At 65.1% G+C, this 26120-nt stretch carries 25 protein-coding genes; 15 read left to right on the forward strand and 10 right to left on the reverse strand.

Going from position 1 to position 26120, the window contains the following annotated elements; translation table 11 throughout:
• Positions 1 to 19: 19 nt before the first annotated feature.
• On the reverse strand, positions 20 to 997 hold the full coding sequence (locus D9R08_RS11620) for a DUF808 domain-containing protein (RefSeq protein WP_121898206.1): 978 nt from the start codon (positions 995 to 997) through the stop codon (positions 20 to 22).
• A 250-nt stretch (positions 998 to 1247) separates the two neighbouring features.
• Here D9R08_RS11620 and gap (D9R08_RS11625) point away from each other — a divergent pair, with 250 nt between their 5' ends.
• From gap (D9R08_RS11625) to D9R08_RS11645, 6 genes are all read left to right on the forward strand, one after another.
• On the forward strand, positions 1248 to 2252 hold the full coding sequence (gene gap / locus D9R08_RS11625; protein ID WP_121898319.1) for a type I glyceraldehyde-3-phosphate dehydrogenase: 1005 nt from the start codon (positions 1248 to 1250) through the stop codon (positions 2250 to 2252).
• A 66-nt stretch (positions 2253 to 2318) separates the two neighbouring features.
• A complete protein-coding gene (locus tag D9R08_RS19240) occupies positions 2319 to 2462 on the forward strand; it encodes a hypothetical protein (protein WP_199709336.1) in 144 nt (47 codons plus the stop codon).
• 126 nt (positions 2463 to 2588) lie between these two features.
• The gene (gene gap, locus D9R08_RS11630) at positions 2589 to 3593 is read left to right on the forward strand and encodes a type I glyceraldehyde-3-phosphate dehydrogenase (protein WP_121898207.1); all 1005 of its coding nucleotides are present in this window, start codon (positions 2589 to 2591) and stop codon (positions 3591 to 3593) included.
• Positions 3594 to 3678: 85 nt separating this feature from the next.
• Complete coding sequence (locus D9R08_RS11635; RefSeq protein WP_121898320.1) at positions 3679 to 4857, forward strand: phosphoglycerate kinase; 1179 nt, start codon at positions 3679 to 3681, stop codon at positions 4855 to 4857.
• A 117-nt stretch (positions 4858 to 4974) separates the two neighbouring features.
• Positions 4975 to 6573, forward strand: coding sequence for a hypothetical protein (locus D9R08_RS11640; RefSeq protein WP_121898208.1), 1599 nt, complete (start codon positions 4975 to 4977; stop codon positions 6571 to 6573).
• A 117-nt stretch (positions 6574 to 6690) separates the two neighbouring features.
• A complete protein-coding gene (locus tag D9R08_RS11645; protein ID WP_121898209.1) occupies positions 6691 to 7581 on the forward strand; it encodes a fructose bisphosphate aldolase in 891 nt (296 codons plus the stop codon).
• Between the two features lie 71 nt (positions 7582 to 7652).
• Here the strand turns inward: D9R08_RS11645 and D9R08_RS11650 are convergent, their stop codons facing one another.
• Entirely contained in the window at positions 7653 to 9242 is a 1590-nt protein-coding gene (locus D9R08_RS11650; protein ID WP_121898321.1) for an acyl-CoA dehydrogenase family protein, read from the reverse strand.
• 130 nt (positions 9243 to 9372) lie between these two features.
• Here D9R08_RS11650 and D9R08_RS11655 point away from each other — a divergent pair, with 130 nt between their 5' ends.
• The 6 genes from D9R08_RS11655 to D9R08_RS11680 all read left to right on the forward strand — a co-directional run bounded on the left by D9R08_RS11655 (position 9373) and on the right by D9R08_RS11680 (position 14414).
• Positions 9373 to 9666, forward strand: coding sequence for an FtsB family cell division protein (locus D9R08_RS11655; protein ID WP_121898210.1), 294 nt, complete (start codon positions 9373 to 9375; stop codon positions 9664 to 9666).
• A 157-nt stretch (positions 9667 to 9823) separates the two neighbouring features.
• Complete coding sequence (gene pdhA / locus D9R08_RS11660) at positions 9824 to 10852, forward strand: pyruvate dehydrogenase (acetyl-transferring) E1 component subunit alpha (protein WP_121898211.1); 1029 nt, start codon at positions 9824 to 9826, stop codon at positions 10850 to 10852.
• Entirely contained in the window at positions 10849 to 11391 is a 543-nt protein-coding gene (locus D9R08_RS11665) for a hypothetical protein (RefSeq protein ID WP_121898212.1), read from the forward strand. The genes pdhA and D9R08_RS11665 overlap by 4 nt, the downstream gene beginning before the upstream one ends.
• A gap of 13 nt (positions 11392 to 11404) precedes the next feature.
• Positions 11405 to 12796, forward strand: coding sequence for a pyruvate dehydrogenase complex E1 component subunit beta (locus tag D9R08_RS11670; protein ID WP_121898213.1), 1392 nt, complete (start codon positions 11405 to 11407; stop codon positions 12794 to 12796).
• A 4-nt stretch (positions 12797 to 12800) separates the two neighbouring features.
• Positions 12801 to 13061, forward strand: a complete 261-nt coding sequence (locus D9R08_RS11675; protein ID WP_121898214.1) for a hypothetical protein — start codon at positions 12801 to 12803, stop codon at positions 13059 to 13061.
• A 3-nt stretch (positions 13062 to 13064) separates the two neighbouring features.
• The gene (locus D9R08_RS11680) at positions 13065 to 14414 is read left to right on the forward strand and encodes a pyruvate dehydrogenase complex dihydrolipoamide acetyltransferase (protein WP_121898215.1); all 1350 of its coding nucleotides are present in this window, start codon (positions 13065 to 13067) and stop codon (positions 14412 to 14414) included.
• Positions 14415 to 14492: 78 nt separating this feature from the next.
• Here the strand turns inward: D9R08_RS11680 and D9R08_RS11685 are convergent, their stop codons facing one another.
• The 5 genes from D9R08_RS11685 to D9R08_RS11705 form a co-directional block, all read right to left on the reverse strand.
• Entirely contained in the window at positions 14493 to 15293 is an 801-nt protein-coding gene (locus D9R08_RS11685) for a crotonase/enoyl-CoA hydratase family protein (RefSeq protein WP_121898216.1), read from the reverse strand.
• Between the two features lie 76 nt (positions 15294 to 15369).
• Positions 15370 to 15918, reverse strand: a complete 549-nt coding sequence (locus D9R08_RS11690; protein ID WP_158598989.1) for a YdeI/OmpD-associated family protein — start codon at positions 15916 to 15918, stop codon at positions 15370 to 15372.
• Positions 15919 to 15991: 73 nt separating this feature from the next.
• Positions 15992 to 18793 (reverse strand): DNA polymerase I, encoded by a 2802-nt coding sequence (polA, locus tag D9R08_RS11695; protein ID WP_121898218.1) that lies wholly within the window; start codon positions 18791 to 18793, stop codon positions 15992 to 15994.
• 111 nt (positions 18794 to 18904) lie between these two features.
• Positions 18905 to 19567 (reverse strand): DUF2459 domain-containing protein, encoded by a 663-nt coding sequence (locus tag D9R08_RS11700; protein ID WP_121898219.1) that lies wholly within the window; start codon positions 19565 to 19567, stop codon positions 18905 to 18907.
• Positions 19567 to 19755, reverse strand: a complete 189-nt coding sequence (locus D9R08_RS11705) for a zinc-finger domain-containing protein (protein ID WP_121898220.1) — start codon at positions 19753 to 19755, stop codon at positions 19567 to 19569. The genes D9R08_RS11700 and D9R08_RS11705 overlap by 1 nt, the downstream gene beginning before the upstream one ends.
• A gap of 102 nt (positions 19756 to 19857) precedes the next feature.
• Here D9R08_RS11705 and D9R08_RS11710 point away from each other — a divergent pair, with 102 nt between their 5' ends.
• A complete protein-coding gene (locus tag D9R08_RS11710; protein WP_121898221.1) occupies positions 19858 to 20790 on the forward strand; it encodes an ABC transporter ATP-binding protein in 933 nt (310 codons plus the stop codon).
• Here D9R08_RS11710 and D9R08_RS11715 read toward each other — a convergent pair whose 3' ends face one another.
• Together D9R08_RS11715 and D9R08_RS11720 are read right to left on the reverse strand one after the other, a co-directional pair.
• A complete protein-coding gene (locus D9R08_RS11715) occupies positions 20791 to 21255 on the reverse strand; it encodes a DUF1203 domain-containing protein (protein WP_233557428.1) in 465 nt (154 codons plus the stop codon).
• A gap of 83 nt (positions 21256 to 21338) precedes the next feature.
• Positions 21339 to 22916, reverse strand: a complete 1578-nt coding sequence (locus tag D9R08_RS11720) for a DUF5928 domain-containing protein (protein ID WP_121898222.1) — start codon at positions 22914 to 22916, stop codon at positions 21339 to 21341.
• Between the two features lie 142 nt (positions 22917 to 23058).
• Between D9R08_RS11720 and D9R08_RS11725 the strand changes: the two genes are divergently transcribed.
• Positions 23059 to 23877, forward strand: coding sequence for a sulfotransferase family protein (locus D9R08_RS11725; RefSeq protein ID WP_121898223.1), 819 nt, complete (start codon positions 23059 to 23061; stop codon positions 23875 to 23877).
• Positions 23858 to 24574 (forward strand): hypothetical protein, encoded by a 717-nt coding sequence (locus D9R08_RS11730; protein ID WP_121898224.1) that lies wholly within the window; start codon positions 23858 to 23860, stop codon positions 24572 to 24574. The genes D9R08_RS11725 and D9R08_RS11730 overlap by 20 nt, the downstream gene beginning before the upstream one ends.
• 37 nt (positions 24575 to 24611) lie before the next feature.
• Here the strand turns inward: D9R08_RS11730 and D9R08_RS11735 are convergent, their stop codons facing one another.
• Positions 24612 to 25991: a 5'-nucleotidase C-terminal domain-containing protein gene (locus D9R08_RS11735; protein ID WP_121898225.1), complete on the reverse strand. Its 1380-nt coding sequence runs from the start codon at positions 25989 to 25991 to the stop codon at positions 24612 to 24614.
• Positions 25992 to 26120: the final 129 nt, after the last annotated feature.

A 26120-nucleotide genomic window follows, 5' to 3' on the forward strand; every position in this document is an offset into this window, starting at 1 on the left:
GGTCGGGCATTAACCTGGATCAGTGGCCGCCGGATCCCGCCCCCAGACCCACGGCGCGCAGAACCGGAGCAATCACACCGGTCGCAACCGGGATCAGCAGCAGACCGAGCACGAGGCCCAGAATGCCGTCGATGACGGCCTTGACCATCCATTCGACGAAGCCGGCCAGACCGGCGGGCACCAGATGCGCCACGGCCTCGGCCGCGTGGTGGATCCCGTCTTCGGGCGCGTGCCAGCCCAGCTCCGCCAGCCCGTGCACGATGATCGACCCGCCAACCCACAGCATCGCCGCCGTGCCGACCCAGGTCAGCACCGTCATGAAACCCGGCATACCCCGGACGATTGCCCGGCCCGCGCGGCGGGTCACGCCCAGGCGCCCCTCCGCGGCCATATGCAAGCCGACATCGTCAGCCTTCACGATCAGCGCGACGCTGCCGTAGACCAACACCGTGATGCCCACCGCTACGATGGCCAGCGCGGCCGCCTCGAACCACAGGTTGCTTTCCGGCAAGGCCGCCAGTGCAATGGTCATGATCTCGGCCGACAGGATGAAATCGGTCTTGATCGCGCCCCTGACCTTTTCCTCTTCCAGATGGGCGGCATCCTTCAGCTTTTCGTCGATGGGGATCTCCGGATGCGGCGTGGGGTTCAGCTTGTGCCAGATCTTCTCCGCCCCCTCGAAACAGAGATAGGCGCCCCCCAGCATCAGCAGCGGCGGGATCATCCAGGGTGCGAAAACGGACAGCAGCAGCGCCACCGGCAACAGGATCACCAGCTTGTTGAAGATCGAACCGCGCGCGATCCGCCAGACAATCGGCAACTCACGTTCGGCCGCGAATCCGTGGACATATTTCGGCGTCACCGCGGCATCGTCGATCACCGCGCCCGCGGCCTTGGCACCGGCTTTCGTCGCCTGCCCGATCACGTCATCGACCGACGCCGCCGCAACCTTGGCAATCGCAGCCACATCGTCCAACAGTGCCAGTAGCCCGCTCATCCTGCCCGCCTTGTGTGCAACTTGTGTCCCCACTGGTGGCCCAATCAGCCCCGGAAGGCAACGTTTGCGCTTGCGGGCGGTTCCCCCGGTCCGGGTGCGTGGGTTCGGATTTCGTTAGCGCCACCATGGCCGTTTTGAAAGGGGTTTGCGCTAACATGCGGGAAACATGTCGGTTTTTCCTTTCGATCCCGGGCGCGGTTTTGTATTCGGGCCGGGAAATGCGACGCGCGACGACAAAAGGACACCGGGCATGACTGTCACCATCGGGATCAACGGCTTTGGCCGCATCGGGCGCTGCACGCTGGCGCATATCGCCGAAAGCGGGCGCAACGATGTGCAGGTGGTCAAGATCAACGCCACCGGCCCGATAGAGACCAACGCCCATCTGCTGAAATACGACAGTATCCATGGCCGGTTCGGCGGCGAGGTGCGGGTCAGCGGCGACACGCTGGATCTGGGTCGCGGGCCGATGAAAGTTTTTTCCACCTACGAGCCGCGCGAGCTCGACTGGTCCGGCTGCGACGTGGTTCTGGAATGCACGGGCAAGTTCAACTCCCGCGATCAGGCGGCGGTGCATCTGGAGCACGGGGCGAAACGCGTGCTCGTCTCCGCGCCCGCGAAAGGCGCCGACAAGACCATCGTCTATGGCGTGAACCACCGGGAGCTGCGGCCCGAACACCATGTGGTCTCCAACGGCTCCTGCACGACAAATTGCCTGGCGCCGCTGGCCAAGGTCCTGAATGACGCGATCGGCATCGAACGCGGGATCATGACCACGATCCACAGCTATACCGGCGACCAGCCGACGCTGGACCGGCGCCATGCGGATCTGTACCGCGCGCGGGCCGCGGCGCTGGCGATGATCCCCACCTCAACCGGGGCCGCCAGGGCGCTGAAAGAGGTGCTGCCGGAACTCGACGGCAAGCTCGACGGGACCGCGCTGCGGGTGCCCACTCCGAATGTCTCGGCGGTCGACCTCACATTCGAGGCGGCCCGCGATGTCACCGTGGAGGAGGTGAATGCCGTGGTCGCCGAAGCCGCCGCCGGGCATATGGGCGCGGTTCTGGCCTACGACCCAGAGGCCAAGGTTTCGATCGATTTCAATCACACGCCGCACTCCTCGATCTTCGCGCCGGATCAGACCAAGGTCGTGGGCGGGCGCACGGTGCGGGTTCTGGCCTGGTATGACAATGAATGGGGCTTTTCCGTCAGGATGGCGGATGTGGCGGGCGCAATGGGGCGGCTGCTGCACTGAGGGGTTGCGCCCGGCCCCGGCCCGGACCAGTCTGCCGCGACAGATCAGCCCCGGGATCCTGCCCAGATGACCAATACGCTCGCGCTCTGGCTGGCGGCCATCATCATCGCCGTTTTCGCCGCGGATTTTCTGATCTTCGGCTGGGATCTGCACCTGATTCTCGGGGAGTTGCTTCTGCGCCTTCTCGACTGGATGGCCTTCTGGCGCTAGCCGGTCTTTCCATCCCGACATCATACCGTTACAAGCGGACTGTTACCGCTAACATGTGCCATTCGTCAGCGCGATCTGCATAATGGCACCGAGAGCATCCAGAGTTACATGGCGAGGAGACAGATCATGGCCGTCAAAGTTGCAATCAACGGGTTTGGACGGATCGGGCGCAATGTGCTGCGCGCCATCATCGAGCAGAGCCGCACCGATATCGAGGTGATCGCGATCAACGATCTGGGGCCGGTCGAAACCAACGCTCATCTTCTGCGTTTCGACAGTGTTCACGGCCGGTTTCCCGCCACCGTCACGACCACCGATGACAGCATCGACGTGGGCCGCGGCCCGATCGCCGTCACCGCCATCCGCAACCCCGCCGATCTGCCGTGGTCGGACGTCGATATCGTTCTGGAATGCACCGGCATCTTCAATTCGAAGGAGGCCTGCCAGGCGCATCTGGAGAACGGCGCCAGCCGGGTGCTGATCTCGGCCCCCGGCAAGAACGCGGACGCGACCATTGTCTACGGTGTCAACCACGAGCTGCTGGACGCCGACAAGATCGTCGTCTCGAACGCATCCTGCACCACTAATTGCCTGGCGCCCGTGGCCAAGGTTCTTAACGACACGATCGGCATCAAGCGCGGGTTCATGACGACGATCCATTCCTATACCGGCGACCAGCCGACGCTCGACACGATGCACAAGGATCTCTACCGCGCACGAGCCGCCGCGATGAGCATGATCCCGACCTCGACGGGCGCGGCAAAGGCCGTGGGCCTTGTCCTGCCGGAGCTGTCCGGCAAGCTTGACGGCGTGGCGATCCGCGTGCCCACGCCTAACGTCTCGGTGGTCGACCTGACATTCGAGGCCGGTCGTGACACAAGCCCCGACGAGATCAACGCCGCGATCCATGCCGCCGCCGCCGGTGGCCCGCTGAAAGGCATTCTCGGCGTCACCGACGACAAGCTGGTGTCGATGGATTTCAACCATGACCCACACTCCTCGATCTTCGCCACGGACCAGACCAAGGTGATGGACGGCAACATGTGCCGCGTGCTCAGCTGGTATGACAACGAATGGGGCTTCTCCTGCCGGATGGCGGATACGGCCGTTGAAATGGGCAAATACCTCTGACACTTGCAGGGAGATCGGTTTCTTCGAAACGCCCGGCCCCCGCGCCGGTTTCAAAGATGCGGCCCGCGGCCGCAAGGAGCGTGACATGACCTGGAAAACCCTTGACGAAATGGACCTGTCGGGCAAGCGCGTGCTGACGCGGGTGGACATCAATGTGCCCGTGGAGAACGGAGAGGTCACCGACACCACGCGGATCGACCGGATCCTGCCCACTGTGAAGGACATCCTCGCCAAGGGCGGCCTGCCCGTTCTGGTCGCGCATTTCGGCCGCCCCAAGGGCAAGGTCGTCCCCGAGATGAGCCTGCGCCAGCTTCTGCCGGCCCTGCAAAAGGCCTTCGGGCAGCCGGTCACCTTCGCCGATGGCGATTATAGCGCTGCGGTGCAGGCGATGCAGCCGGGCGAGATCCTGCTTCTGGAGAACATCCGCTTCGCTCCGGGGGAAGAGAAGAACGACCCCGATTTTGCCGCCCGTCTGGCCTCTCTTGCAGATATCTACTGCAACGATGCATTTTCAGCCGCCCATCGGGCCCATGCCTCGACCGAGGCCGTGGCCCGGCTTCTGCCGGCCTGCGCCGGGCGGCTGATGCAGGCCGAACTGAGCGCGCTGGAGGCCGCCCTTGGCACCCCCAAACGCCCGGTTGTGGCCGTCGTGGGCGGGGCCAAGGTCTCCACCAAGCTCGATCTGCTCGGCAACCTCGTGGAAAAGGTCGATCATCTGGTGATCGGCGGCGGCATGGCGAACACCTTCCTGTATGCGCAGGGCCATGAAATCGGTACCTCTCTGGCCGAAAAGGACATGGCCGGAACCGCCCGCGACGTGCTGACGAAGGCCGACGCCGCCGGCTGCACGATCCACCTGCCCAGGGATATCGTCGTCGCCCGCGAGTTTGCCGCCGAGGCCCCGCACGAGACCCTGCCCGCCGATGCCTGCCCGCCGGACGCGATGATCCTGGATGCCGGGCCGCAAACCGTGGCGGCGCTGGAGGCGGTGTTCGCGGCCTGCGAAACGTTGATCTGGAACGGCCCGCTTGGCGCGTTCGAGCTGAAACCGTTCGATGCCGCCACCAATCGCGCCGCCGAGGCCGCGGCACGCCTGACCGCCGCGGGCGATCTGATCACCGTGGCGGGGGGCGGCGACACGGTCGCAGCCCTGAACCAGGCCGGCGCGGCGGATCGTTTCACCTATATCTCCACCGCCGGTGGCGCGTTTCTGGAATGGATGGAGGGCAAGACCCTGCCGGGCGTGGCCGCGCTGGAGGGATGAAGCCGGCCCGACCGCACACGACAGGCCGGGTGCCGGGCGGAGTAAGGGAAACCCCCCTTACCAAATGGCAAATCTGCGGTACTCTCTGCCCCGGACATTTCTGAGGGGAGATTTTTCATGCGCCTTTTCACCATGCTGCCGCGGGCCGCACTTGTCGTCGCCGCGCTGAGCCTGCCCGCCGCGGCCCAGGAGGGCGACCCGCGCCCGGGCTACGGCGAGATTTTCGCGCCCGATCGTCTGGCCGCCGCACTCGCCAATGTCGGCATTGCCGCGATCCGGACCCAGATGGAACTGGAATACGAGTATCTGTCCACCGATGTCCTGCGGGGCACGCTGTCCCTGTCCGGTGTCACCGCCCGCCCCCGCCTGCCCTATGACCGTGCCGGACAGTGCGAGATCACCGTCGAACGGGCTGTGCTCAGCTCCGACCTGTCGGAACCTTTCGCCGTCTCCTCCGAGGTTGCGCTGACGCTGATCGGAGCCGATGCCGCCATCGCCTGCCTGCCACCGGAGGCATCGCTCGGGCTTCGCACGGCCGGTTTCAATGCCATCACCCTCGACCGGCTGACCGTAACCGCGGATTACGTCTACGGCACCGGCGCCACGCTTTTCGATCTGTCCGCGGCGCTGAACGGGGTGGCCATTCTGGATGTCTCCGCCGCCGGGACATTCCTGCCGCGACCGGGCGAATTCGGGCAACCGGGCGATCCTGCCTTTCGCGTCACCCGGGCCGTGGCCAGCCTGCGCGACACCGGCGGATGGGCCGCCTTGTCGCAATTGCTGCCGGAAAACCTGCGCGCGCCCGAAACCATCCGCGCACTTGGGAACGAGCAGTTGACTCAGGCCCTTTCCGAAGGTGGAACCCGCAATCTCAGCGCCATCGAACGCAACTTCATCGATGCGCTGATGACGCAGGTGGAAGCCTATGTCCGCGACCCGGGCGAAATCACGATCGAGGCCGATCTGCCGCCCGGCGGCATCGTGCTGGAACCCGACACCTACGCCAAACCCCACGGTCTGATCTCGGCGCTGGCTCTGGATGCGCGGATGACGCCCCTGTCGCGGTCACGCCTGATCGACACCGACCTTCTGACGCAGATCGACGGCGGCGAGCTGACCATCGCCGAGCGGCTCGATCTGGCCCGGGCACTGATGTCCGGAGAAGGCGTGCCACTGGCCACCTCGCTTGTGCCCGAGCTTCTGGCTCCGGTCCTCGGCAGTGACGATGACCGCGCCGCCGAAGCCGCCGGTCTTGTGGCCAGTGCGCTGGCCCGGACCGATCCGGAAACCGCCTATGGCCACGCGCTGCGCGCCACAGCCGCCGAGGTGCCCGGGGCCATTTCGATGCTTGACGCGCTTGAGGCGCGGCTGACCACGCCGACCGTCGTCGCCGCGCAGAATGTCAATCTGACCGGCAGCCCCGCCGACGCGCTTGGTACCGGCACCGACCCGCGCGATCTCAGGGCGCTGGCGCTGGCCCATTTCACCGGCCTCGGTGCGCCACGGGCCTATGCGCGGGCCTATTACTATGCGCTTCTGGCCGAAGCAGCCGGCGATATCGGCGCCACCGCGCTGCGCGAGGAGATCGAGGCACGCTTTGGCGCCCGCGGGCCCGCGGTTGCGGCCTTCTGGTCCGATCTGAGCGCAGAAACCCAACGCGCGGCACTGGCGGACTGGATCGCGCTCGATCTTGCCAGCCGCTACCGCGCCCCGTGAACGGCCGCGGCGGGCAACCGGGTCGGGCGCGTCGTTAGCGCCACCAATCTTGCCCGCCGCCGCCGCAGCGCATAAGCACAGGGTCATCCGCTTCCTGCAACGAAAGGCCCTGTCCCAATGACCGATGCCCAAGCCGCCCAAATGACCTCGGCCCCCGGTTTCATCGCCGCGCTGGACCAAAGCGGCGGCTCCACGCCCAAGGCGCTGCGTCTCTACGGAATCGAAGAGGATGCCTATGGCTCGGAGGCGGAGATGTTCGACCTGATCCACCAGATGCGCGCGCGCATCGCCCAGGCCCCCGCCTTCACCGGCGACAAGGTGATCGGGGCGATCCTGTTCGAGATGACGATGGACCGGGAGATCGGCGGCAAGCCTTCGGCGCGGTTTCTGTGGGAGGACCGGGGCGTCGTGCCGTTTCTGAAAATCGACAAGGGCCTTGAGGAGGAGGCCGATGGCGTCCAGTTGATGAAACCCATTCCCGAGCTTGACGCCCTGCTTGACCGCGCGGTCGCCGCTGGCATTTTCGGCACCAAGATGCGCTCGGCCATCAACGCGGCCTCGGAAAACGGGATTGCCGCCAACGTGGCGCAGCAGTTCGAGATCGCGGCGCGGATTTCGGCCAAGGGCCTGATGCCGATCATCGAGCCGGAAGTGACGATCTCCATCGCCGACAAGGCCCGCGCCGAGGAGATGCTTCTGGCCGAGCTTGCCCGGCATCTCGACGCCCTGCCCGAAGGCCAGCAGGTGATGCTGAAACTGACCCTGCCGGACCAGCCCAACCTCTACCAACCGCTGGTGGAGCATCCCGCCGTGATGCGGGTCGTTGCGCTGTCCGGCGGCTATTCGCGGGACGAGGCGAACGCGAAACTGGCGCAGAATACCGGCGTCATCGCCAGCTTTTCCCGCGCCCTGACCGAAGGTCTGTCGGCCCGGCAATCGAATGCGGAGTTCAACGCCGCCATCGGCAAATCGATCGATACGATCTACGCGGCCTCCGTCGCCGGCTAGCACCGGGCCGGCGGGTCGGGCGCGTCTCTTTCCGCGCGGCATGACAGGACAGAGCGTGGCAGGCCGCCCCGCTACCGCCCCAGCCGCGCGATCAGCGCGTCCATGTCCAATCCGCCGACGCTTCCGGCCACATGGCCCCGCACCCCGGCCAGCCGGGTCGCGCAAAACCCGTCGGCAACCGCACCCGGCGCATGGCGCAGCAGGACCGACGCCGTCAGCAAAAGCGCCAGACGCTCCGCATACCACCGCGCCTCCGCCTCCTCCGGCAGGCCGGGCCAGCGCGCGCGGTGGTCGGCCAGCGCCGCGTCATAGGCCCGGTCGGCGCCGCGCGCGGCCTCCAGCTCCTCGCCCAATGTCGCCGCGGCCAGCCCGTCCCTCGCCAACGTCCGCAGGATATCAAGGCAGATCACATTGCCCGACCCTTCCCAGATCCCGTTCAGCGGCGCCTCCCGGTAGAGCATCGGCAGGGGTGTGTCCTCCACATAGCCCATGCCACCCAGCCCCTCCATCGCCTCCACCACCACGCGCGGGCAGAGCTTGTTGTTGATGAATTTCGCCAGCGCGACACCGATCCGGGCGAAGGCGCGGTCTTCGGCGCTGTCGCCGTCGAACGCGCGCGCCACGCGCAGACCGAGTGCGGCGGCCCCTTCCCAGTCCAGAACCAGATCGGCCAGAAGGCTCCGCATCAGCGGCTGATCGATCAGGCTGCGCTGGAACACCCGGCGATGGGACACCCAGTGGTGCAGATGGACCAGCGCCGCCCGCATGAGCCCCGCCGGTGCCAATGCGGTGTCCAGGCGGGTGTGATGCACCATTTCGATGATCCGCTGAACTCCCTCCCCCTCCTCGCCGATCAGATGGGCCTGCGCGCCGTGATACTCGATCTCGGCGGAGGCGTTCGCGCGGTTGCCCAGCTTGTCCTTCAGGCGCAGCAGGTGGATGCCGTTGCGGCCTGTCTCCAGCCAGCGGGGCACCAGAAAGCAGCTGAGCCCGCCGGGCGCCTGCGCCAATGTCAGAAACCCGTCGGACATGGGCGCGGAACAGAACCACTTGTGCCCGGTCAAGCGATAGACCGCCCCGTCGCGCTCGGCGCGGGTGGTGTTCGTCCGCACGTCCGACCCGCCCTGTTTTTCCGTCATCGCCATGCCAAGCGTCGCGGCCCGCTTGCTGCCGATCGGGGCAATCGCCGGATCATGCTCCCGTGCCGAGAGCTTCGGCACCCACTCTCCGGCCAGGGGCGTGTTCGCGAGCACCGGGATCGCGGCATAGGTCATCGTCATCGGGCAGCAGGTGCCGGGCTCCACCTGGGAATGGAGATAGACCATCGCCGCATGGGTCAGATGGCTGCCGCCGGTCCACGGCCCGCCGGCGTATCCGGCCTCGAGCCCCGCCTGCAGCAGGCTGTGATATGCCGGGGCGAACCGCACCTCGTCCAGACGCCGCCCGCCCGCATCGAAGAGACGCAGTTCAGGGCCCGGATGCTGCGCCTGCCGGGCGATCTCGGCCCAGTCCGGTCGGCTCAACTGCTCCGCATAGGGGGCTGCATCCGCATCGGCGTAGCTGCGCAACACCGGATCGTCATGCCAGAGATGCCGTTCGGGCGGGCCCGGCGGCTGGTTGGTGACCTCATGGGTCGGCAGATGCGATTGCGGGTCGATCATGATCACCTTTCCCTTGCCATTATAGCGCAACAATATGTTTTCAAGGGATTCCCTTTTCAAAGCAGATATGCGAATCTCCCCCATGCAGCGATCCGACAGAGACCGCGCGGCATTGAGGCGACACGATCAGATGACCAAAAAACGCTCCGCTTCCGGGCTGTTGATCCCGATGGTGCTTCTGCTCGTGGGGGCGTATTTCACCTTTTCCGCGGTGCAGGGAAACTATGGCCTGTTCCACCGGATACAGGTGGAGGCGGAGGTTGCGAGCCTGACCGAAGAGCTTGCCATGCTGCGCGAGGAAACCGCGGAGATGGAGATCCTGACCCGGCGCATGTCGGACGAGTATCTCGACCTGGATCTGCTGGACGAACAGGCCCGCACAGTTCTGGGCTATATGCGCGCCGACGAGATCGTGTTGCCCTAGCGCGGATGCCGGCTGCACAGGGCGCACCCGGACGGCCACCCATCCGTCGCACGACGCTTTGACGCAACGTCGAATTCCACTGGTGCAATTCCTCAAATCCTTTGCTAACGATAGTTCAACGCTAAACTATCTGCCCAAGGCTGGAGGAGCCGTTCGCATGGCCGCACGGAAGACAACGGCAAAAACTGCCGCGAAACCAAATGTTTCCGCCGAAGAGCTGCTGGAATACTACCGCGAGATGCTGCTGATCCGCAGATTCGAGGAAAAAGCCGGTCAGCTTTACGGCATGGGCCTGATCGGCGGCTTCTGCCACCTCTATATCGGTCAGGAAGCGGTCGTCGTGGGCCTTGAGGCCGCCGCCGAGGAGGGCGACAAGCGCGTCACATCCTACCGCGATCATGGCCATATGCTGGCCTGCGGCATGGACCCAAAGGGCGTGATGGCCGAATTGACCGGGCGCGAAGGCGGCTATTCCAAGGGCAAGGGCGGCTCGATGCACATGTTCTCGAAAGAGAAGCATTTCTACGGCGGCCATGGCATCGTCGGCGCGCAGGTGCCGATCGGTGCGGGCCTCGCCTTCGCCGACAAGTACCTTGGCAATGATCGCGTGACCTTCACCTATTTCGGCGATGGCGCGGCCAACCAGGGGCAGGTTTACGAGGCCTACAACATGGCCGAACTCTGGGACCTTCCGGTGGTTTTCGTGATCGAGAACAACCAGTACGCCATGGGTACCTCCACCAAACGCTCCACCAAATCGCCGTCCTACTGGGAACGCGGGGCGGCCTATGGCATCCCCGGCGAGGAAGTGGACGGGATGGATGTGCTGGCCGTGAAGGCCGCGGGCGAAAAAGCCGTGGCGCACTGCCGCGCGGGCAAGGGCCCCTACATCCTCGAAATCAAGACCTACCGCTATCGCGGCCATTCCATGTCGGACCCGGCCAAGTACCGCACCCGCGAAGAAGTGCAGAAAATGCGCGAGGAGCGCGACGCGATCGAACATGTGCGCGAGCTGCTCCTGCAGGGCAAACACGCGACCGAGGACGATCTCAAGGCCATCGACAAGGACATCAAGGCAATCGTGAACGAGGCGGCGGAGTTCGCCAAGGAAAGCCCGGAACCCGCGCTGGACGAGCTTTGGACGGATATCTACGCCGATGAGGTTCCGCAGGAGGCCTCCGCATGAGGCGTGCCGCCCCGATGCTTGGCCTCGCGCTGGCGGTGCCCGTGGTCGCCTTGGCCCAGACCACCGATGCCCGCATGGCGTCCTATCTCAACGGGCAGAGCAATGACGGCTCGATCCTGTTCGGATACGAGAGCGACGGCTGCACGGCCACCGCGACCATGACCCAGGTCTATTCGGACGGGGCCGAGCGCACGACCCGCACCCCGATCGACTATGCCGACATCCGCACCGACATCAACGAGCTTGGCACGGTCGATACGCTGGACATCGCGCAGATCAACCTGTTTCTTCGCGACGACGCGGAGCCGGTGATGGTCGATATCACGCTGACCACGACCGAGCCCGAAACCCGCGCCTCTTGGACACAGCAGGGCGCGACCTGCTCCGACACGGCCTGCACCATCACGCTCGAACATCCCGCCCGGGCCGACGCGCCCTCGGCCTCGCTCGTTGTGGGCGGCCCGATGGCCGGCTCCCGGGCCGAGTTCGTGCTCGACGATATCCGCGCGCTCGCGTCCCGCTGCGCCGCGCCCGACTGAAGGACGACTACCCATGGCAACCGAAATTCTCATGCCGGCACTCTCTCCGACGATGGAGGAAGGCACGCTGGCCAAATGGCTGGTCAAGGAGGGCGATACCGTCTCTTCCGGCGACATTCTGGCCGAAATCGAAACCGACAAGGCGACGATGGAATTCGAAGCCGTGGACGAAGGCGTCATGGGCAAGATCCTTGTCGAGGAAGGCACCGAGGGCGTGAAGGTGAACAGCCCCATCGCCGTACTGCTGGACGAGGGCGAGGACGCCGACAGCGCGACAGTGGAGAGTAGCCAGCCGCAGCAGCCCGCGCCGGCCGAAAAGGCCCGGTCGTCCGAGGATGAGCCGGCCGCAGGCATGGACCACCCTGCCCCGGCCACGCCCGCACAGGCCCGGAAGTTGGAACCGGACTGGCCCGAGGGCACAGAGGTGAAGCAGACGACCGTCCGCGAAGCGCTCCGCGATGCCATGGCCGAGGAAATGCGCCGCGACGACACGGTCTTCCTGATGGGCGAGGAGGTCGCCGAGTATCAGGGCGCCTACAAGATTTCCCAGGGTCTGCTGGACGAGTTCGGCGCCAAGCGCGTCATAGATACGCCGATCACCGAGCATGGCTTTGCCGGGATCGGCGTCGGCGCGGCATTCGGCGGTCTGCGCCCCATCGTCGAATTCATGACCTTCAACTTCGCCATGCAGGCGATGGACCAGATCATCAACTCGGCCGCCAAGACGCTTTACATGTCCGGCGGGCAGATGGGGGCACCGATGGTGTTCCGGGGGCCCAACGGCGCCGCCGCCCGCGTGGGCGCGCAGCACAGCCAGGATTATGCGGCGTGGTATTCCAGCGTTCCGGGCCTGAAAGTGGCGATGCCCTACTCGGCCTCCGACGCCAAGGGGTTGCTGAAAACCGCGATCCGAGACCCGAACCCGGTGATCTTCCTGGAAAACGAGATCCTGTATGGCCGCAGCTTTGACGTGCCGGTGATGGACGATTTCACAGTGCCCTTCGGCAAGGCCCGGATCTGGCGCGAGGGCGGCGATGTCACCATCGTCAGCTTCGGCATCGGCATGACCTATGCTCTGGAAGCGGCCGAGAAGCTGGCTGAGGATGGGATCGAGGCCGAAGTGGTCGATCTGCGCACGCTGCGCCCGCTCGACTATGACACGGTGATCGCGAGCGTGCAGAAAACCAACCGCTGCGTGACCGTGGAGGAAGGTTTCCCCGTGGGCGCCATCGGCAATCACCTGTCGGCCTATATCATGGAAAACGCCTTCGATTACCTTGACGCGCCGGTGATCAACTGCACGGGCAAGGATGTGCCGATGCCCTATGCGGCGAACCTTGAGAAACACGCACTGGTCACCACCGACGAGGTGATCGCGGCAGTGAAGCAAGTGACCTATCGCTGATCGGATGGATGTGCTTGGCAAAACCAAAGACGGAGCGGCCTACCGGGTCGCCATCGGTTTGGACGGCAAGCCGCCGGTCGAACTGTGGGTCAGCGATGCGCTCCTGTCCTCGGAATACGGCCGGGATGCCCGTGTCAGCCACACCGAAGCCTATGAATGGATTGCGGCCAATCAACACGCGCTGGCCGATGCGGCCCGCGTTCTGGCCAATGGAAAGACCCCGCGCGCGCCATATGACGGCCTGGCGCTGGCAGAGGAGAGTTAAGCGATGCCCACGGAAATTCTGATGCCCGCCCTCAGCCCCACGATGGAGGAAGGCACGCTTGCCAAATGGCTGGTCAAGGAAGGCGACGAGGTCAGTTCCGGCGACCTTCTGGCCGAGATCGAGACCGACAAGGCCACGATGGAGTTCGAGGCGGTGGATGACGGCGTGATCGGCAAGATCCTCGTGGCCGAGGGCACCGAGAACGTCAAGGTCAACAGCCCCATCGCCGTGCTTCTGGCAGATGGAGAAAGCGCCGACGATATCGGCAGCACCGACAGTGCGCCCAAACCGGCGGAGACCTCGTCGCAGACCGCGCCCGCGGAGGCATCGGAGCAGACCGCGCCCGCCAAGGGCCATGGCCGTGGCGAGACGGAGGCCACGCCCGCCCCCGCCGCCCCCACATCGGGCGATGGCACGCGCATCTTCGCCAGCCCGCTGGCGCGGCGCATTGCGGCGGACAAGGGCCTTGACCTCGCCGCGATCAAAGGCTCCGGCCCCAGAGGCCGCATCGTGAAATCGGATGTGGAAAACGCCACCGCCGCACCCAGGGCGGACGCGCCCGCCAGCGCGCCCTCGGCGGCCCCCGCTGCTGCCGCGACGGCGGGAGGGGCGATGCCCACCGGTCCGGCCACCGAGACCGTGCTCAAGATGTACGAGGGTCGCGAGTTCGAAGAGGTCAAGCTCGACGGGATGCGCAAGACCGTGGCCGCCCGCCTGACCGAGGCGAAGCAGACGATCCCGCATTTCTACCTGCGCCGGGATATCCGGCTCGATGCGCTTCTGGCCTTCCGCGGCCAGCTCAACAAGCAACTTGAAGCCCGCGGCGTGAAACTCAGCGTCAATGATTTCATCATCAAGGCCTGCGCCAACGCCCTGCAACAGGTTCCGGCGGCCAATGCGGTCTGGGCCAACGATCGCATGCTGCGACTGAAACCCTCCGATGTGGCGGTGGCCGTCGCCATCGAAGGCGGCCTGTTCACCCCGGTTCTGAAAGACGCGGAGATGAAATCCCTGTCCGCCCTCTCGACGGAGATGAAGGATCTCGCCGCGCGGGCGCGGGAACGCAAACTGGCACCCCATGAGTATCAGGGCGGCACCTTCGCGATCTCCAATCTCGGCATGTTCGGCATCGACAATTTCGACGCGGTGATCAATCCGCCCCATGGCGCGATCCTTGCGGTCGGCGCGGGCGTCAAGAAACCGGTCGTCGGCAAGGATGGCGAACTGGCCGTGGCCACCGTGATGTCGGTCACGCTCAGCGTCGATCACCGGGTCATCGACGGGGCACTTGGCGCGGAACTGCTGCAAGCCATCGTCGACAACCTGGAAAATCCGATGGTGATGCTGGCCTGATCGCGGTCTTCGGTCGCAAGCAAGAGCCTGTCGCAAAACGGGCGGTGCCGGAACCGGTGCCGCCCGTTTCGATTTCGGCTAGCGGTAGTCCGGCTTGCGCTTCTGCATCTGCGCCATCACCGTCTCGATCTGGTTCGGCGCCCCAAGCAAGCCGGCCTGAAGGCGCGCCTCCAGCGCCAGATCGGCCTCCGTCTCCCCGGCCCAGAGCGCATCGGCCAGCACCTTGGCCGCGCGCACGGCGTCGGGCGATTTCGCCGCAAGCTCACCGGCAAGGACCCGCGCGGCGGCCAGCGGGTCCGGGGCCACCCGCGTCACGAGCCCCTCGGCCAGCGCCGCCTCGCCCGACAAGACCTGCCCCGTCATGATCAGCGCCTTGGCCCGGTCCACCGGCATCAGGCGCGGCAGGGACAGGCTTATGCCCATATCCGGGATCAGGCCCCATTTCGCCTCCATGATCGACAGCCGGGCCTCCGGGGCGGCAATGCGGAAATCCGCCGCCAGCGCGATCTGTAATCCGGCACCGAAACACACACCCTCGATGGCTGCGATCACCGGGACGGGGAGATCCATCCAGACCTGCGCCGGGCGCTGAAACCGGTTGGCGGTGCGGCCGTCGGGCGGGGCCAGCATCTCGGCCTTCACCTGGTCCAGCTTGCCCGCCATCTGCATCAGAACGCCGGTGTCCATCCCGGCGCTGAAATCGCCGCCCTCCCCCGTCAGGATGACCGCGCGCAGGTCGTCCCGGTCTGCCAGCGCCTCGCCAAGCTCCACCAGCTCGTCCAGAAGCTCCAGCGTGACCGCATTCTTCTTCCGCGGGCGGTTCAGCCGCACCTCCACCACCGGGCCCTGTTCATCGATGACGGAAACCAGCGTGCCCATGGATGCTCTCCCCTTGCTACCCGCGACCGAACAGACCGGTCGAAGGGCGCGGGGTCAAGCCTGACCGGGCGTCGCGCTATCGCCGGAACGGGCTGGGCCGCAGTCCCGCGCGGGCGCTTTCCACCACCTCATCGACACGCCTGATGCGGGTCGGCGCGGTTTTGGCGGTCTTGATCCATTCCAGCGTGCCGCGTTTCACGCTGCGCGGCCAGCCGTTCCAGACGGGCATCAGCGGCCCCAGAGCCTCGGCAAGATCGTCCGGCACCTCCAGACGCTCCACATCGTCCAGAAACTGCCACATGCCATTGGCCTCCGCGGCGGCGATCTTCGCCTCGCCGGCCGGCGTCATCCGGCCTTCGGCCCGCATCCGCGCCACGATCTCCTTGTTGACCGCCGACCAGGCCGAGCTTTCGTTGCGCGGGGCCACGCGGTGCTTCATCCGGTCCGCGTCCAGCGCGGCCACCTGCGCATCGACCCAGCCCCAGCAAAGCAGTTCCTCCACCGCCTGCCCCCATGGCAGGTAATCGGGGTGATGTTTCTTGTAGGTGGCAAGCCAGGCGGTCCTGGCGGTGGCATGGTTTTCGGCCAGCCAGTCGCGCAACTCCGCGCGCGACCTGACGATCACAAGAGGTGTATCCTCCGGCCCCGTCATGCGGACGACAGGCGCAGGGCCCGCATCACCTCTACGCGCCCGGGTCTCAATGCGCCTGGGCCCAGTTCGCCCCCTGCCCCGCATCCACGGTCAGCGGCACCGAAAGCTGCACCGCCGGGTCGGCGGCGGCCTCCATCACCTCGCGGGCGCGGGCGATCAGATCGTCCACCGCGTCCTCCTCCACCTCAAACAGCAACTCGTCATGCACCTGCAACAGCATCCGGGCCGGGCACCCTTCGATGGCGTTTTCCATGCGGATCATCGCACGCCGGATCACATCGGCCGCCGTGCCCTGAATCGGGGCATTGATCGCCGCGCGATAGGCAAAGCTGGCCTTCGGCCCCTTGGCATTGATCTCGGGCGTATGGATCTTGCGCCCGAACAACGTCTGGACATAGCCGTTCGATTTCGCGAAATCCCTGGTCGCGTCCATGTAGTCGCGGATACCGGGGAACCGCTCGAAATAGCGGTCGATGAAACCCTGCGCCTCGGCCCGGGGAATGCGCAGATTGCGCGCCAGACCGAAGCCGGAAATGCCGTAGATCACGCCGAAATTGATCGCCTTGGCCTGCCGGCGCACATCCGGCGTCATCTCGTCCAGCGGCACGTTGAACATCTCGGACGCGGTGATCGCATGAATGTCCTGGCCCTCCCTGAACGCCTGTTTCAGCGCGTCGATCCCCGCGATATGAGCAAGAATCCTCAATTCGATCTGTGAATAATCAAGCGAAACCAGAACCTTGCCCGGCTCGGCGATGAACGCCTCCCGGATCCGCCGGCCTTCTTCGGTGCGCACCGGAATGTTCTGCAAGTTCGGATCGGTCGAGGCCAGCCGCCCGGTATTGGCGCCCGCGATGGAATAGGACGTGTGGACCCGGCCGGTCTCCGCGTTGATATGGTCCTGCAAGGCATCGGTATAGGTCGATTTCAGCTTGGAAAGCTGCCGCCAGTCCAGCACCCGCGCGGGCAGATCATGGCCCTGCGCGGCCAGATCCTCCAGCACGTCTGCGCCCGTGGCATAGGCCCCGGTCTTGCCCTTCTTGCCCCCCTCCAGACCCATCTGATCGAACAGGATCTCGCCCAGTTGCTTGGGCGAGCCCACGTTGAACGGCGTCCCCGCCAGGGCGTGGATCTCATGCTCCAGCCCGGCCATTTTCTGCGCGAATGCGTTGGACATGCGGCTGAGCGTATCGCGGTCAACCTTGATCCCGGCCATCTCCATGCGCGCCAGCACCGGCACCAGCGGGCGCTCCAGCGTTTCATAGACCGTGGTCACCTGCGCGCGGTGCAAGGCGGGCTTGAACTGCTGCCAGAGGCGCAGGGTGATATCCGCATCCTCCGCCGCATAGGGCGCCGCATCGGCGATGCCGACCTCGGCAAAGGTGATCTGCGATTTGCCGCTTCCCAGGAGGGATTTGATCGGGATCGGCTGATGCCCAAGATAGCGGTCCGAGAGCGTGTCCATGCCGTGCCCGTGAAGCCCCGCATGCATCGCGTAGGACATCAGCATCGTATCGTCGATGGGCGCCACATCCACCCCGTAGCGGGCAAGGATCTTGGCGTCGTACTTCATGTTCTGCCCGATTTTCAGGATCGACGGTTCCTCCAGCATCGGCTTCAGCGCATTCAGCACATCGGTCAGCGGCAGTTGACCATCGACCCGTTTCTCTCCGCCGAAAAGATCGTCCCCGCCCTCCCGGTGGCCCACGGGAATGTAGCAGGCCAGGCCCGCCTCCGTCGATAGGCACACGCCCACCAGATCGGCGGTCATCTCGTTCAGGCTGGTGGTTTCGGTATCGACCGCCACGTATCCCACGGCATGGGCCCTGGCGATCCACGCCTCCAGCGCGGCCATGTCGCGCACGATCTCATAGGCGGAATGGTTGAAAGGCACGGCTTCCGGCGCGCCCTCGGCCACGGGGGCGGGCGTATCGGCGATCTCGGGCGCCTCCACACCCATCTGCTCGGCGATCCGGCGGGTGAGCGTGCGAAACTCCATTTCCGCCAGAAACGCCATCAGCGGGCCTGGCTCGGGGTCCTTCACCTCCAGCTCTTCCAGAGTCACCTCGATCGGTGTTTCCGTATCCAGCGTCACCAGCCGTTTCGACAATCTGATCTGCTCGGCAAACTCGATCAGCGTCTCGCGCCGCTTGGGCTGCTTGATTTCGTCCGCCCGCGACAGAAGCGTCTCCAGATCCCCGTATTCGTTGATCAGCAGCGCGGCGGTCTTGACGCCGATGCCGGGCGCGCCCGGAATGTTGTCGACGCTGTCGCCCGCCAGCGCCTGCACGTCCACCACCCGATCCGGGCCGACGCCGAACTTGGCCTCGACCCCCTCGCTGTCGATGCGCAGGTTCTTCATCGCGTCCAGCATTTCGACGCCGCCACCGACAAGCTGCATCAGGTCCTTGTCCGACGAAATGATCGTGCAACGCCCGCCCGCCTCGCGCGCCTGCCGTGCCAGTGTCGCGATGATGTCATCGGCCTCGTAGCCCTCCAGTTCCAGACAGGCGAGGTTGAACGCGCGCGTGGCTTCCCGCGTCAGCGGGATCTGCGGGCGCAAATCCTCTGGCATTTCATCGCGGTTGGCCTTGTACTGGTCGTACATGTCATTGCGGAACGTGTGCGATCCCTTGTCGAAGACAACCGCCGCATGGGTCGGCGCATCGGGTCCGGTGTTCCCCTCGATCATCTTGTGGATCATGTTGCAAAAGCCGCTCACCGCACCGACGGGCAGACCGTCGGATTTGCGCGTCAGCGGCGGCAGCGCATGGTAGGCGCGAAAGATGAAGGCCGACCCGTCCACGAGGTGCAGATGATGTCCCTTGCCGAATTTGTCGCCCGCCATTGCCGTCTCCCACACTGATGCTCTTGGTTCTACCCAAGTGCCGCGCTCTGCGCGACTGCCTTTTTCGGGGCACCGGCGTCGGGGGCATGTGGGACCCGCCGACGCTTCGGCTCAGCCGTGATGCCACCAGAGCGACAGGCGCACCGCATAGGGTGTGGGCGTCCAGATCCCGGCCTCCACACCTGCAGCGCGCAACATCGTGCTGATCCAGGTATTGCAGGTGCGAAAGATGTGAAACCGCCCCCGCGCCTCCAGAAATCCGTCCGCTTCGGTGAAGCTCGCCTCGGGAACGGGCACACCGGTGGAGGTTGCGGCGATGGCCGCCAGCAGCGCGTCGTATTGCGCCCGCGTCAGGGATACCCGGGCGTAGTCGAACCCCGGCGGCAACATGCCCAACGCCTCCACCCGCAGAACCGAGCCATCGCCAGCGACCGCGCGGGCCAGCGCGTTGCCGGTGATGTCTGCGTAGCTGCCCGCCGTGGTGTAGAACGCGCGGGCGCCCCAACCGACCAGGAAATGCGCCACCAGCGGGTGCCGGACGGGAACGCCCGCGGCCTCCGCATCAGACAGGGCGGCGCGGCTTTCCGCCGTGGCCGGCAGGAGGAAATCGTAATGGATCGGGCCGGCGATCAGGCCGATCTCCACCGTCTCCGTCCCGTCGCGGGACATCTCCGCCACGGGACCCGGGATGAGGGCGCCGATGATCGCTGCGGCCAGATACATACAGATGATCAGCACCGGCGCCAGCGCGACGCGGCGCAGCGCCCGGCGCATCAGCCCTTGCCGATCTGATCCGCGAAATCCTCATGGATGTATCGCTTGTCGCAATAGCCGCATTCGACCCAGCCCCGGTCGGGCGGGATCTGCAACCAGACCCGCGGATGTCCCAATGCACCCTCCCCGCCGTCACAGGACACGCGCCATTGAGTGACAATCTCGGTTTCAGGGGCATCCTGGGTCATTCTGGTCGTCCTCGTTCTTGCCCGTCGGGGGCTTACGGCCTAAGTGCGGGGTCCATATTGCAGGTTGCCCCCTTTCGGGCAAGCCCGGGAAGGAGGGGCCACATGTCAGGCAACGCGATCGAATTGACGGGGCTGCGCAAGACCTATGCGGCGGCCGGCAGCAGCCCGGCGAAAGAGGCGCTGAAAGGGATCGATCTGACGATCCCCCAAGGGTCGATCTTCGGGCTGCTCGGTCCGAATGGCGCAGGCAAATCGACGATGATCAATATTCTGGCCGGACTGGTCAACAAGACCTCGGGCAAGGTCAGGATCTGGGGCTTCGATCAGGACGTGAACCCGCGCCAGTCCCGCGCCGCGATCGGGGTGATGCCGCAGGAGCTGAACCTCGATCCGTTCTTTACCCCGCGCGGCGCGCTGGAGGTGCAGGCCGGGCTTTACGGCGTGCCCAAGGCACAACGCCGGACGGACGATATCCTGCGCCTGATCGGACTGGAGGACAAGGCCGAGGCCTATGCCAGATCGCTTTCGGGCGGGATGCGGCGGCGGCTGCTTCTGGGCAAGGCGCTCGTCCATCATCCGCAGATCCTGGTTCTGGACGAACCGACCGCGGGCGTGGATATCGAGTTGCGGCAGATGCTCTGGGCCAATGTCCGCCGCCTGAACGAAGAGGGGATGACGATCATCCTGACGACCCATTATCTGGAAGAAGCCCAGGAAATGTGCGACGAAATCGCGATCATCAATCATGGCGAGGTGATCGTCCGCGACCGCACGGACAACCTGTTGGCCCGGATGGACGCGAAGACCCTTGTCATCACGCCCGAGGCGCCTTCGGGCCCGATCGACGTGCCGGGCGGGGTGGAATGCCTGACCCGAGACGATGGCGCGCTGGTGTTCCACTATCACCGGTCGGAAGTCTCGGCCAATGCGATCCTGGAAGCCGTCCGCAAGGCCAAGATCACCATTCGCGACGTGGCGACGGAAGAGCCCGATCTGGAAGACGTGTTCGTGGCGCTGACCTCAAGCAACGCCTGATCAGACCCGTTTCGCCCGGGTCAGGAAGCAGTTGTTGCGCGCGGATCGCACATCGACGAAGGCGACCTCGGGATCCCGCAGCAGGGTCTCGCAGCGGCTGGCCACCTCCTCAGCCGGGGTGATCGCGCCCGTGCCGTAGATGATCCGCTCCTCTGCATTATAGGCTTTGACAAGAAAATCCGGAGAATAGGTCAGGAGCTCGGGCGCCGGCCCGTCACCGGGCGCGCAGGCGTCGGCGCAGAGGAAAATCGGGCCACTTTCCGCGTAGGGATGCAGAGCGGCGAACGGCCGGTGGTTCAGAACCAGCGCCTCCCGACCGGCAGGTACATTTCGCAGGCAGTGACGGCAGGGCATTCCCTGCCCGTCGGAGACCATCCGCTCGGCCACCATGCCGTTGGCATCCGGCGCTCCGGATCTGAGCGCCTCGACAAGATCGGTGGGCAGGGCTTCGAAAGTGACGGACATGGCTGTTTCTCCCCGATAAGTCGTCATCGGAGCCATCATGCGGTGCCGGCCCCCTCGCCGCGACCCGGATGTTGCGCATGCGGTCAGTCGTCGAACAGATTTGGGGTTTCCGCAAGGGCCACGGCCACCTCCCGCGAGCCGCCGAAAAAGCTGTGCAGCACATCGGCGTTCTCCTCGGCCAGGCGATCCTGGCGCAGGCGCAGGTGATTGGGGAAGTCCGCCTCGCGGATCCGGACCGATTCGTAATCGAACTCATAGCGCAGCGTCGGCAGCAGCCGGTCGACGATCTTTGCCGGGGTTTCCGGCGCCGCCAGCCCCACCCGCTCGGCATGCCCGATCAGATACGCATCGTCGAAGATGCACTGGATCTCCAGCAGTTTGACATTGGCCCGGTCGGACATGAAATCCTGCATCAGGTCGATATTGTTGGGATCGAGGCAGATAATCATCTGATCGGTGTCATAATAGTCGAACAGCATCCGCATCACCGCGCGGCGGTGGCGGTTGCGCTTTTCCAATGTGCGCTCCAGCCCGCCGAGATGCGGGATGGCGCAGGATGCCTCATCGAACAGATACTCGATCCCCCTGATCCCGGTCGCGGCTTCGGCGGCATGCAGCAGCCGCTTGGCCACATGCCATTTCTTGCAGACGATCATCATCAGGTCCCGGTCCTGACCAAGGGTCGATTCCCGCTCCCAGAAGCGCGGCGCGAACCGCCGCCCGATCCGCCCCCGACCGGTGAGGAACGTGTAAAGCTTCTCCCCATCGCCAGAGAGCGAGAAATTGGTTTCGCTGGAGGCCCAGAGTGCGCCAAGCCGGTCTTTCAGAAACATCGCTTCGGGGCTTATCTTGCGGGCAAAAAGGTAGTCCTGACTGATCAGCAGATCATAGTGATCGTTGTAGAACGTCACCGGCATCCCGTAATCGGAAAACATCTTGAAGGTCAGCGAGCGCGTCTCGATCTCCACATCGGCCACCAGATGGCGCACCAGCGTCTGAAAAAACGTCTCGTCGGGGATCCAGGTCGTGCGGAAGAACCGGATCACATCGGGGCGCTGCCGGCAGAACCCCAGCACCGCCTCCACCGTGCGGCGGCGCAGGCACCACCACTGGCTGCCGATCATGATTTGCAGATCCTCGGGGATACTGCGTTCCAGTCCAAGGCGCCGTTGCGTGTTGAACAACAGGTAGAACAGCCACTTGTTCTTCCGCTCGTTGACCAGATGCCGGTAGACCAGACGCTCGCGCTTGAACCCGGTCTTGATCCAGTCGGAGGTGAAGAAATCGAAGCTTTCGATGTAGTCCTTGTCGGCCGCGTCCAGAAAGCGCCGCGCATAGGCACCGGATTTGATCGACATGCAATCGCCCGACAGCATGTAGAAATGCGTGGCCTTGGGAAAGGCGGCCTCCGCCGCCTCCAGCGCGTTCAGACTGGCCTGCACCAGCGACCATTCCCCCCAACCGCATTTGATGCGCTTTCTGGCGAAGACGACGCCCGGATTATCCGCCAGAGCCGTGGTGATGGCCGCATAGTCCGCCTGGCTGGCGCGCCCGTCGAAATGGATCGACACATAGTCGCCTGTCGCCGTCAGACGCTCCGCCTGCCGTATGATGGCGGGCGCATCCTTGTGGCATAGGAGGATGAAGGCGATCTTTGCCATTTCCGAAACAGAAGCCTCAATCTTTCCTTATAGTTGTGCCACTAATACCTGATATCGGTTGAAGAAACCCTAGTTGTTTGCTTTTTCGGTATCAATCAGCGCGCTATAAGGCGTCGACTATCGAGTAGGAGGTGCTCCGCCCATGGGTTTTCCCGGAACCTGGATGACCGAAAGCGAAAGCGTGGTCTATCGCGTGGTGCCCAAATGCGCCTGCTCCACAATCGGCCAGATCATGTATTACTCCGATCAGGGCGCGTATTTCGATGGCGACATCCATGACGCCAAGGCGGGCATCCACAAATGGGCGCTTGACGCCAGCCAGCCCAAGATCGAGGCGAATGTGAAAGCGCATAAATCCTATGCCTTCACCTGCGTGCGCAACCCTTATACGCGCATCCTGTCCAGCTTTTTCGACAAGATTTGCGGCGTTCAGCGCAACGGCAAGCGGTACCGCGGCAACATGGTGCCGCTGCTGATCCAGAAATACGGGATCGAGGTCGGCGGCGATGACGGCAAGGAGGAGTTCGACCAGATCAGGAGCTTCCGGCGCTTCCTGCTGTTCGCGCGCGACACCATTCGCTGGCGGCGCCCGATGGACCCGGATATCCACTGGTCGGCGATGTCGGGCCATATCTCGACCTTCATCGTGAATGGCGGGCGCTACGACCACATTTTCTGGACCGAAAAGTTCAATGAGGGGATGCAGACCGTTCTGGACGCGATCCCGATGGCCCATGAGGTCGCGCTGGACGCCGTGCCGCGGTTCAACGAATCCGAAGGCCATGGCCCCAGGCGCGCCCACCCGGTCGAAGACTATTTCGACGATCTGTCGATGCATCTGGTCTATGAGATCTACAAACGCGATTTCCAGTTGTTCCGGTATGATTTCGAAGATCCGTCCAACAAGATGCCCATCGGAGAGATCGATCTTGACGAGGTTCATGCGAAACTGGGCGACTAGGCTCTTCGCCGCGGCCCTGATCTCCGCGGGGCCCGTCTGGGCAACACCGCCGCAGGTCGTGACCGTGGAGGATGCACTGTTCGCGCGCAACGCCGATACTCTGTTTCTGCTGCGCACGATCACGGACAATCACGGGCTGCACATGGTCCGGCAGACCGATACACTCCTGATCCATCGCTCTCTGGCCGGGGGCGACGACCGCGGATTTCGCGGTGTGGCGCGGGTGATCGACTTCGGCCCCGATGGCGCGCCGCGTGTCGAGACACTTCCCCTGCAAGACCCGGCCAACCCCTATGATCTTTTTGCGGGTGCCGACGCCTGGCCGCTCGGCGCGGGGCGCATCGCCCTGCCCGGCGAGGTTCCGGTAACGCTCGACCGGACCGGCCTTGAGTACCGCCCGAACCCCGCTATCCCGTCCGGGCCCGCCTATCGCCTGTCGGCCGAGGATCTGGCCGCGCGGATCGAGGATACGTTGCGCGCCGGTCGGCAGATCCTGCCGCCGCATGCGCTTGGTGGCGGCAGCACCGGCGCGGATGCGTTCGATCCGGCGGCCTTCGATCCGGTGGCGGACTGCCGGCCCGATGCCGCGATGCGGCTCTTTCATGCCGACACGGACCCCGCGCTTGTCCGGCTGACATGCGAGGATGAGGAGAGCGGCCAGCGCGCGACGCTCTGGCTGGTCCTACCGCAACTCTGACCCGCAAAGCGCCTCCCTACGCGCGTTCAGAACCCGGTCAAAGCCCGGCCGCCAGCGCCTCCGCCACCACAGCTTTCAGGGTCATGCCCTCGGTCTCGGCAAACTCCAGATCGCTCGTCCCGAGATAGCTGTCCTGGTTCCGGGCGGTCCAGCCATTGGTGGCCAGCCGGTAGATGCGCGCGGGATCGATCTCGATTTCGGCGGCGTGAATGAAATCGCCGGTCCGCTGGTCCAGACTGCCGGCCTGATGCTGGTTGGCGCGGGTCATGATCTGCGCCAGCACATCGCCCGGCACCTCCGCCACCGCGATCGCCCCGTCGAACCGGATAAACGCGTCGAAATCATAGCGGGTCAGCGGACCCGCGGCCAGAGGCGCGCCGAAGGTCGTGTGACCCAGAACCGCCAGATCCGCCTCGCTTGCCGCGCGCACCGCCTCGGCGGCCAGCAGGATCGAGGCGGGCAGGTCCAGCGCCTCGGCCCGTTCGGTGATGACGGCTGTATCCCCCGTGGTCAGGTGCTCGGCCTTCACCGCCGCGATCGTCTCGGCCAGGGCCGCGTCGCCGCCCATGGGGGCGATCGCGCGCATCTCATGGCTCACGGTCACGCCCTCGCCGGTCCTGCTCAACCCGATCACCGCAAGGTTGCGCGCCCAGGCCCCACCGTGAAGATAGTTCAGCCCGTCGGCCTCATGGACAAAATCCAGATGGTCATGAGCCCCGAGGATCAGCGTGCCCGCCGCCAGATCCGGCAGGATCGCCCGATCCGCCATAACGCCCGCGTGGCTGACCAGCACCGGCAGGTCGGCGCCGCCGGTCGCGTCGGCGAACGCATCCGAGACGAAGCCCACAGGATCCAGAAGGCTGAGCGTATCCCGGGCGGGCGGGCGGTAGACGAAGGGGTTGTCGGTTCCCACACCCATCAGAGCGATGTCGATGCCGCCCAGCCCCATACGGGTGGATACGGGCGCAAAGAACCGCCCCGTCCGGCGGTCCACCAGATTGCCGATCACCTGCGCGCCCGCCGCCGTGGCGCGGGCCACGAACACCGTCATATCGTCAAGGATCGCGGTTTCGTGATTGCCCAGATTGACGACCAGCGGCAGTTCCGCCGCCAGAGCCTCAAGAAACGCCCAGTCCGCACTGGCGCCGGACCGCGTGGCCGCCACGTTCCCGCGCTCGAACAGATCGCCGTTGATTACCATGCCCACGGGCACGCCGGCCCCGCGCACGATGCCGCGCACCTCCTCCAGCAGCGCGGGAAGCCGCGCATAGGGCGAATGCAGATCCGAGATGCTGAGCAGAATCGCATCCGAGCTGTCCTGCGCGCGCGCCCGAGCGGGCAGACCCGCGGCAATCGGGGTGGCGGCGATGGCCTTCAGAACCCAGCGACGGTCCAGGGCCGCAGTAAAACTCTTCATGGGATCGTCTCCGTCACAAAAGGGTATCAAAGATCCTGTCTAGTGAAGGCAGGTGACATCAGTCTGACGTGATTCCTCAGGTTTGTGAAACTTTCATGAAATCTTGCCCCGGTTCGATCCAGATCAACA

It is taken from the genome of Rhodophyticola porphyridii (genome assembly GCF_003688285.1).
Lineage (GTDB): Bacteria > Pseudomonadota > Alphaproteobacteria > Rhodobacterales > Rhodobacteraceae > Rhodophyticola > Rhodophyticola porphyridii.

Bases quoted from the DNA above. Each gene is read 5' to 3' on its own strand.
- D9R08_RS11620 (WP_121898206.1), bottom strand. From the start codon at position 997: ATGAGCGGGCTACTGGCACTGTTGGACGATGTGGCTGCGATTGCCAAG.
- gap (WP_121898319.1), top strand. From the start codon at position 1,248: ATGACTGTCACCATCGGGATCAACGGCTTTGGCCGCATCGGGCGCTGC.
- D9R08_RS19240 (WP_199709336.1), top strand. From the start codon at position 2,319: ATGACCAATACGCTCGCGCTCTGGCTGGCGGCCATCATCATCGCCGTT.
- gap (WP_121898207.1), top strand. From the start codon at position 2,589: ATGGCCGTCAAAGTTGCAATCAACGGGTTTGGACGGATCGGGCGCAAT.
- D9R08_RS11635 (WP_121898320.1), top strand. From the start codon at position 3,679: ATGACCTGGAAAACCCTTGACGAAATGGACCTGTCGGGCAAGCGCGTG.
- D9R08_RS11640 (WP_121898208.1), top strand. From the start codon at position 4,975: ATGCGCCTTTTCACCATGCTGCCGCGGGCCGCACTTGTCGTCGCCGCG.
- D9R08_RS11645 (WP_121898209.1), top strand. From the start codon at position 6,691: ATGACCGATGCCCAAGCCGCCCAAATGACCTCGGCCCCCGGTTTCATC.
- D9R08_RS11650 (WP_121898321.1), bottom strand. From the start codon at position 9,242: ATGATCGACCCGCAATCGCATCTGCCGACCCATGAGGTCACCAACCAG.
- D9R08_RS11655 (WP_121898210.1), top strand. From the start codon at position 9,373: ATGACCAAAAAACGCTCCGCTTCCGGGCTGTTGATCCCGATGGTGCTT.
- pdhA (WP_121898211.1), top strand. From the start codon at position 9,824: ATGGCCGCACGGAAGACAACGGCAAAAACTGCCGCGAAACCAAATGTT.
- D9R08_RS11665 (WP_121898212.1), top strand. From the start codon at position 10,849: ATGAGGCGTGCCGCCCCGATGCTTGGCCTCGCGCTGGCGGTGCCCGTG.
- D9R08_RS11670 (WP_121898213.1), top strand. From the start codon at position 11,405: ATGGCAACCGAAATTCTCATGCCGGCACTCTCTCCGACGATGGAGGAA.
- D9R08_RS11675 (WP_121898214.1), top strand. From the start codon at position 12,801: ATGGATGTGCTTGGCAAAACCAAAGACGGAGCGGCCTACCGGGTCGCC.
- D9R08_RS11680 (WP_121898215.1), top strand. From the start codon at position 13,065: ATGCCCACGGAAATTCTGATGCCCGCCCTCAGCCCCACGATGGAGGAA.
- D9R08_RS11685 (WP_121898216.1), bottom strand. From the start codon at position 15,293: ATGGGCACGCTGGTTTCCGTCATCGATGAACAGGGCCCGGTGGTGGAG.
- polA (WP_121898218.1), bottom strand. From the start codon at position 18,793: ATGGCGGGCGACAAATTCGGCAAGGGACATCATCTGCACCTCGTGGAC.
- D9R08_RS11700 (WP_121898219.1), bottom strand. From the start codon at position 19,567: ATGCGCCGGGCGCTGCGCCGCGTCGCGCTGGCGCCGGTGCTGATCATC.
- D9R08_RS11705 (WP_121898220.1), bottom strand. From the start codon at position 19,755: ATGACCCAGGATGCCCCTGAAACCGAGATTGTCACTCAATGGCGCGTG.
- D9R08_RS11710 (WP_121898221.1), top strand. From the start codon at position 19,858: ATGTCAGGCAACGCGATCGAATTGACGGGGCTGCGCAAGACCTATGCG.
- D9R08_RS11715 (WP_233557428.1), bottom strand. From the start codon at position 21,255: ATGTCCGTCACTTTCGAAGCCCTGCCCACCGATCTTGTCGAGGCGCTC.
- D9R08_RS11720 (WP_121898222.1), bottom strand. From the start codon at position 22,916: ATGGCAAAGATCGCCTTCATCCTCCTATGCCACAAGGATGCGCCCGCC.
- D9R08_RS11725 (WP_121898223.1), top strand. From the start codon at position 23,059: ATGGGTTTTCCCGGAACCTGGATGACCGAAAGCGAAAGCGTGGTCTAT.
- D9R08_RS11730 (WP_121898224.1), top strand. From the start codon at position 23,858: ATGCGAAACTGGGCGACTAGGCTCTTCGCCGCGGCCCTGATCTCCGCG.
- D9R08_RS11735 (WP_121898225.1), bottom strand. From the start codon at position 25,991: ATGAAGAGTTTTACTGCGGCCCTGGACCGTCGCTGGGTTCTGAAGGCC.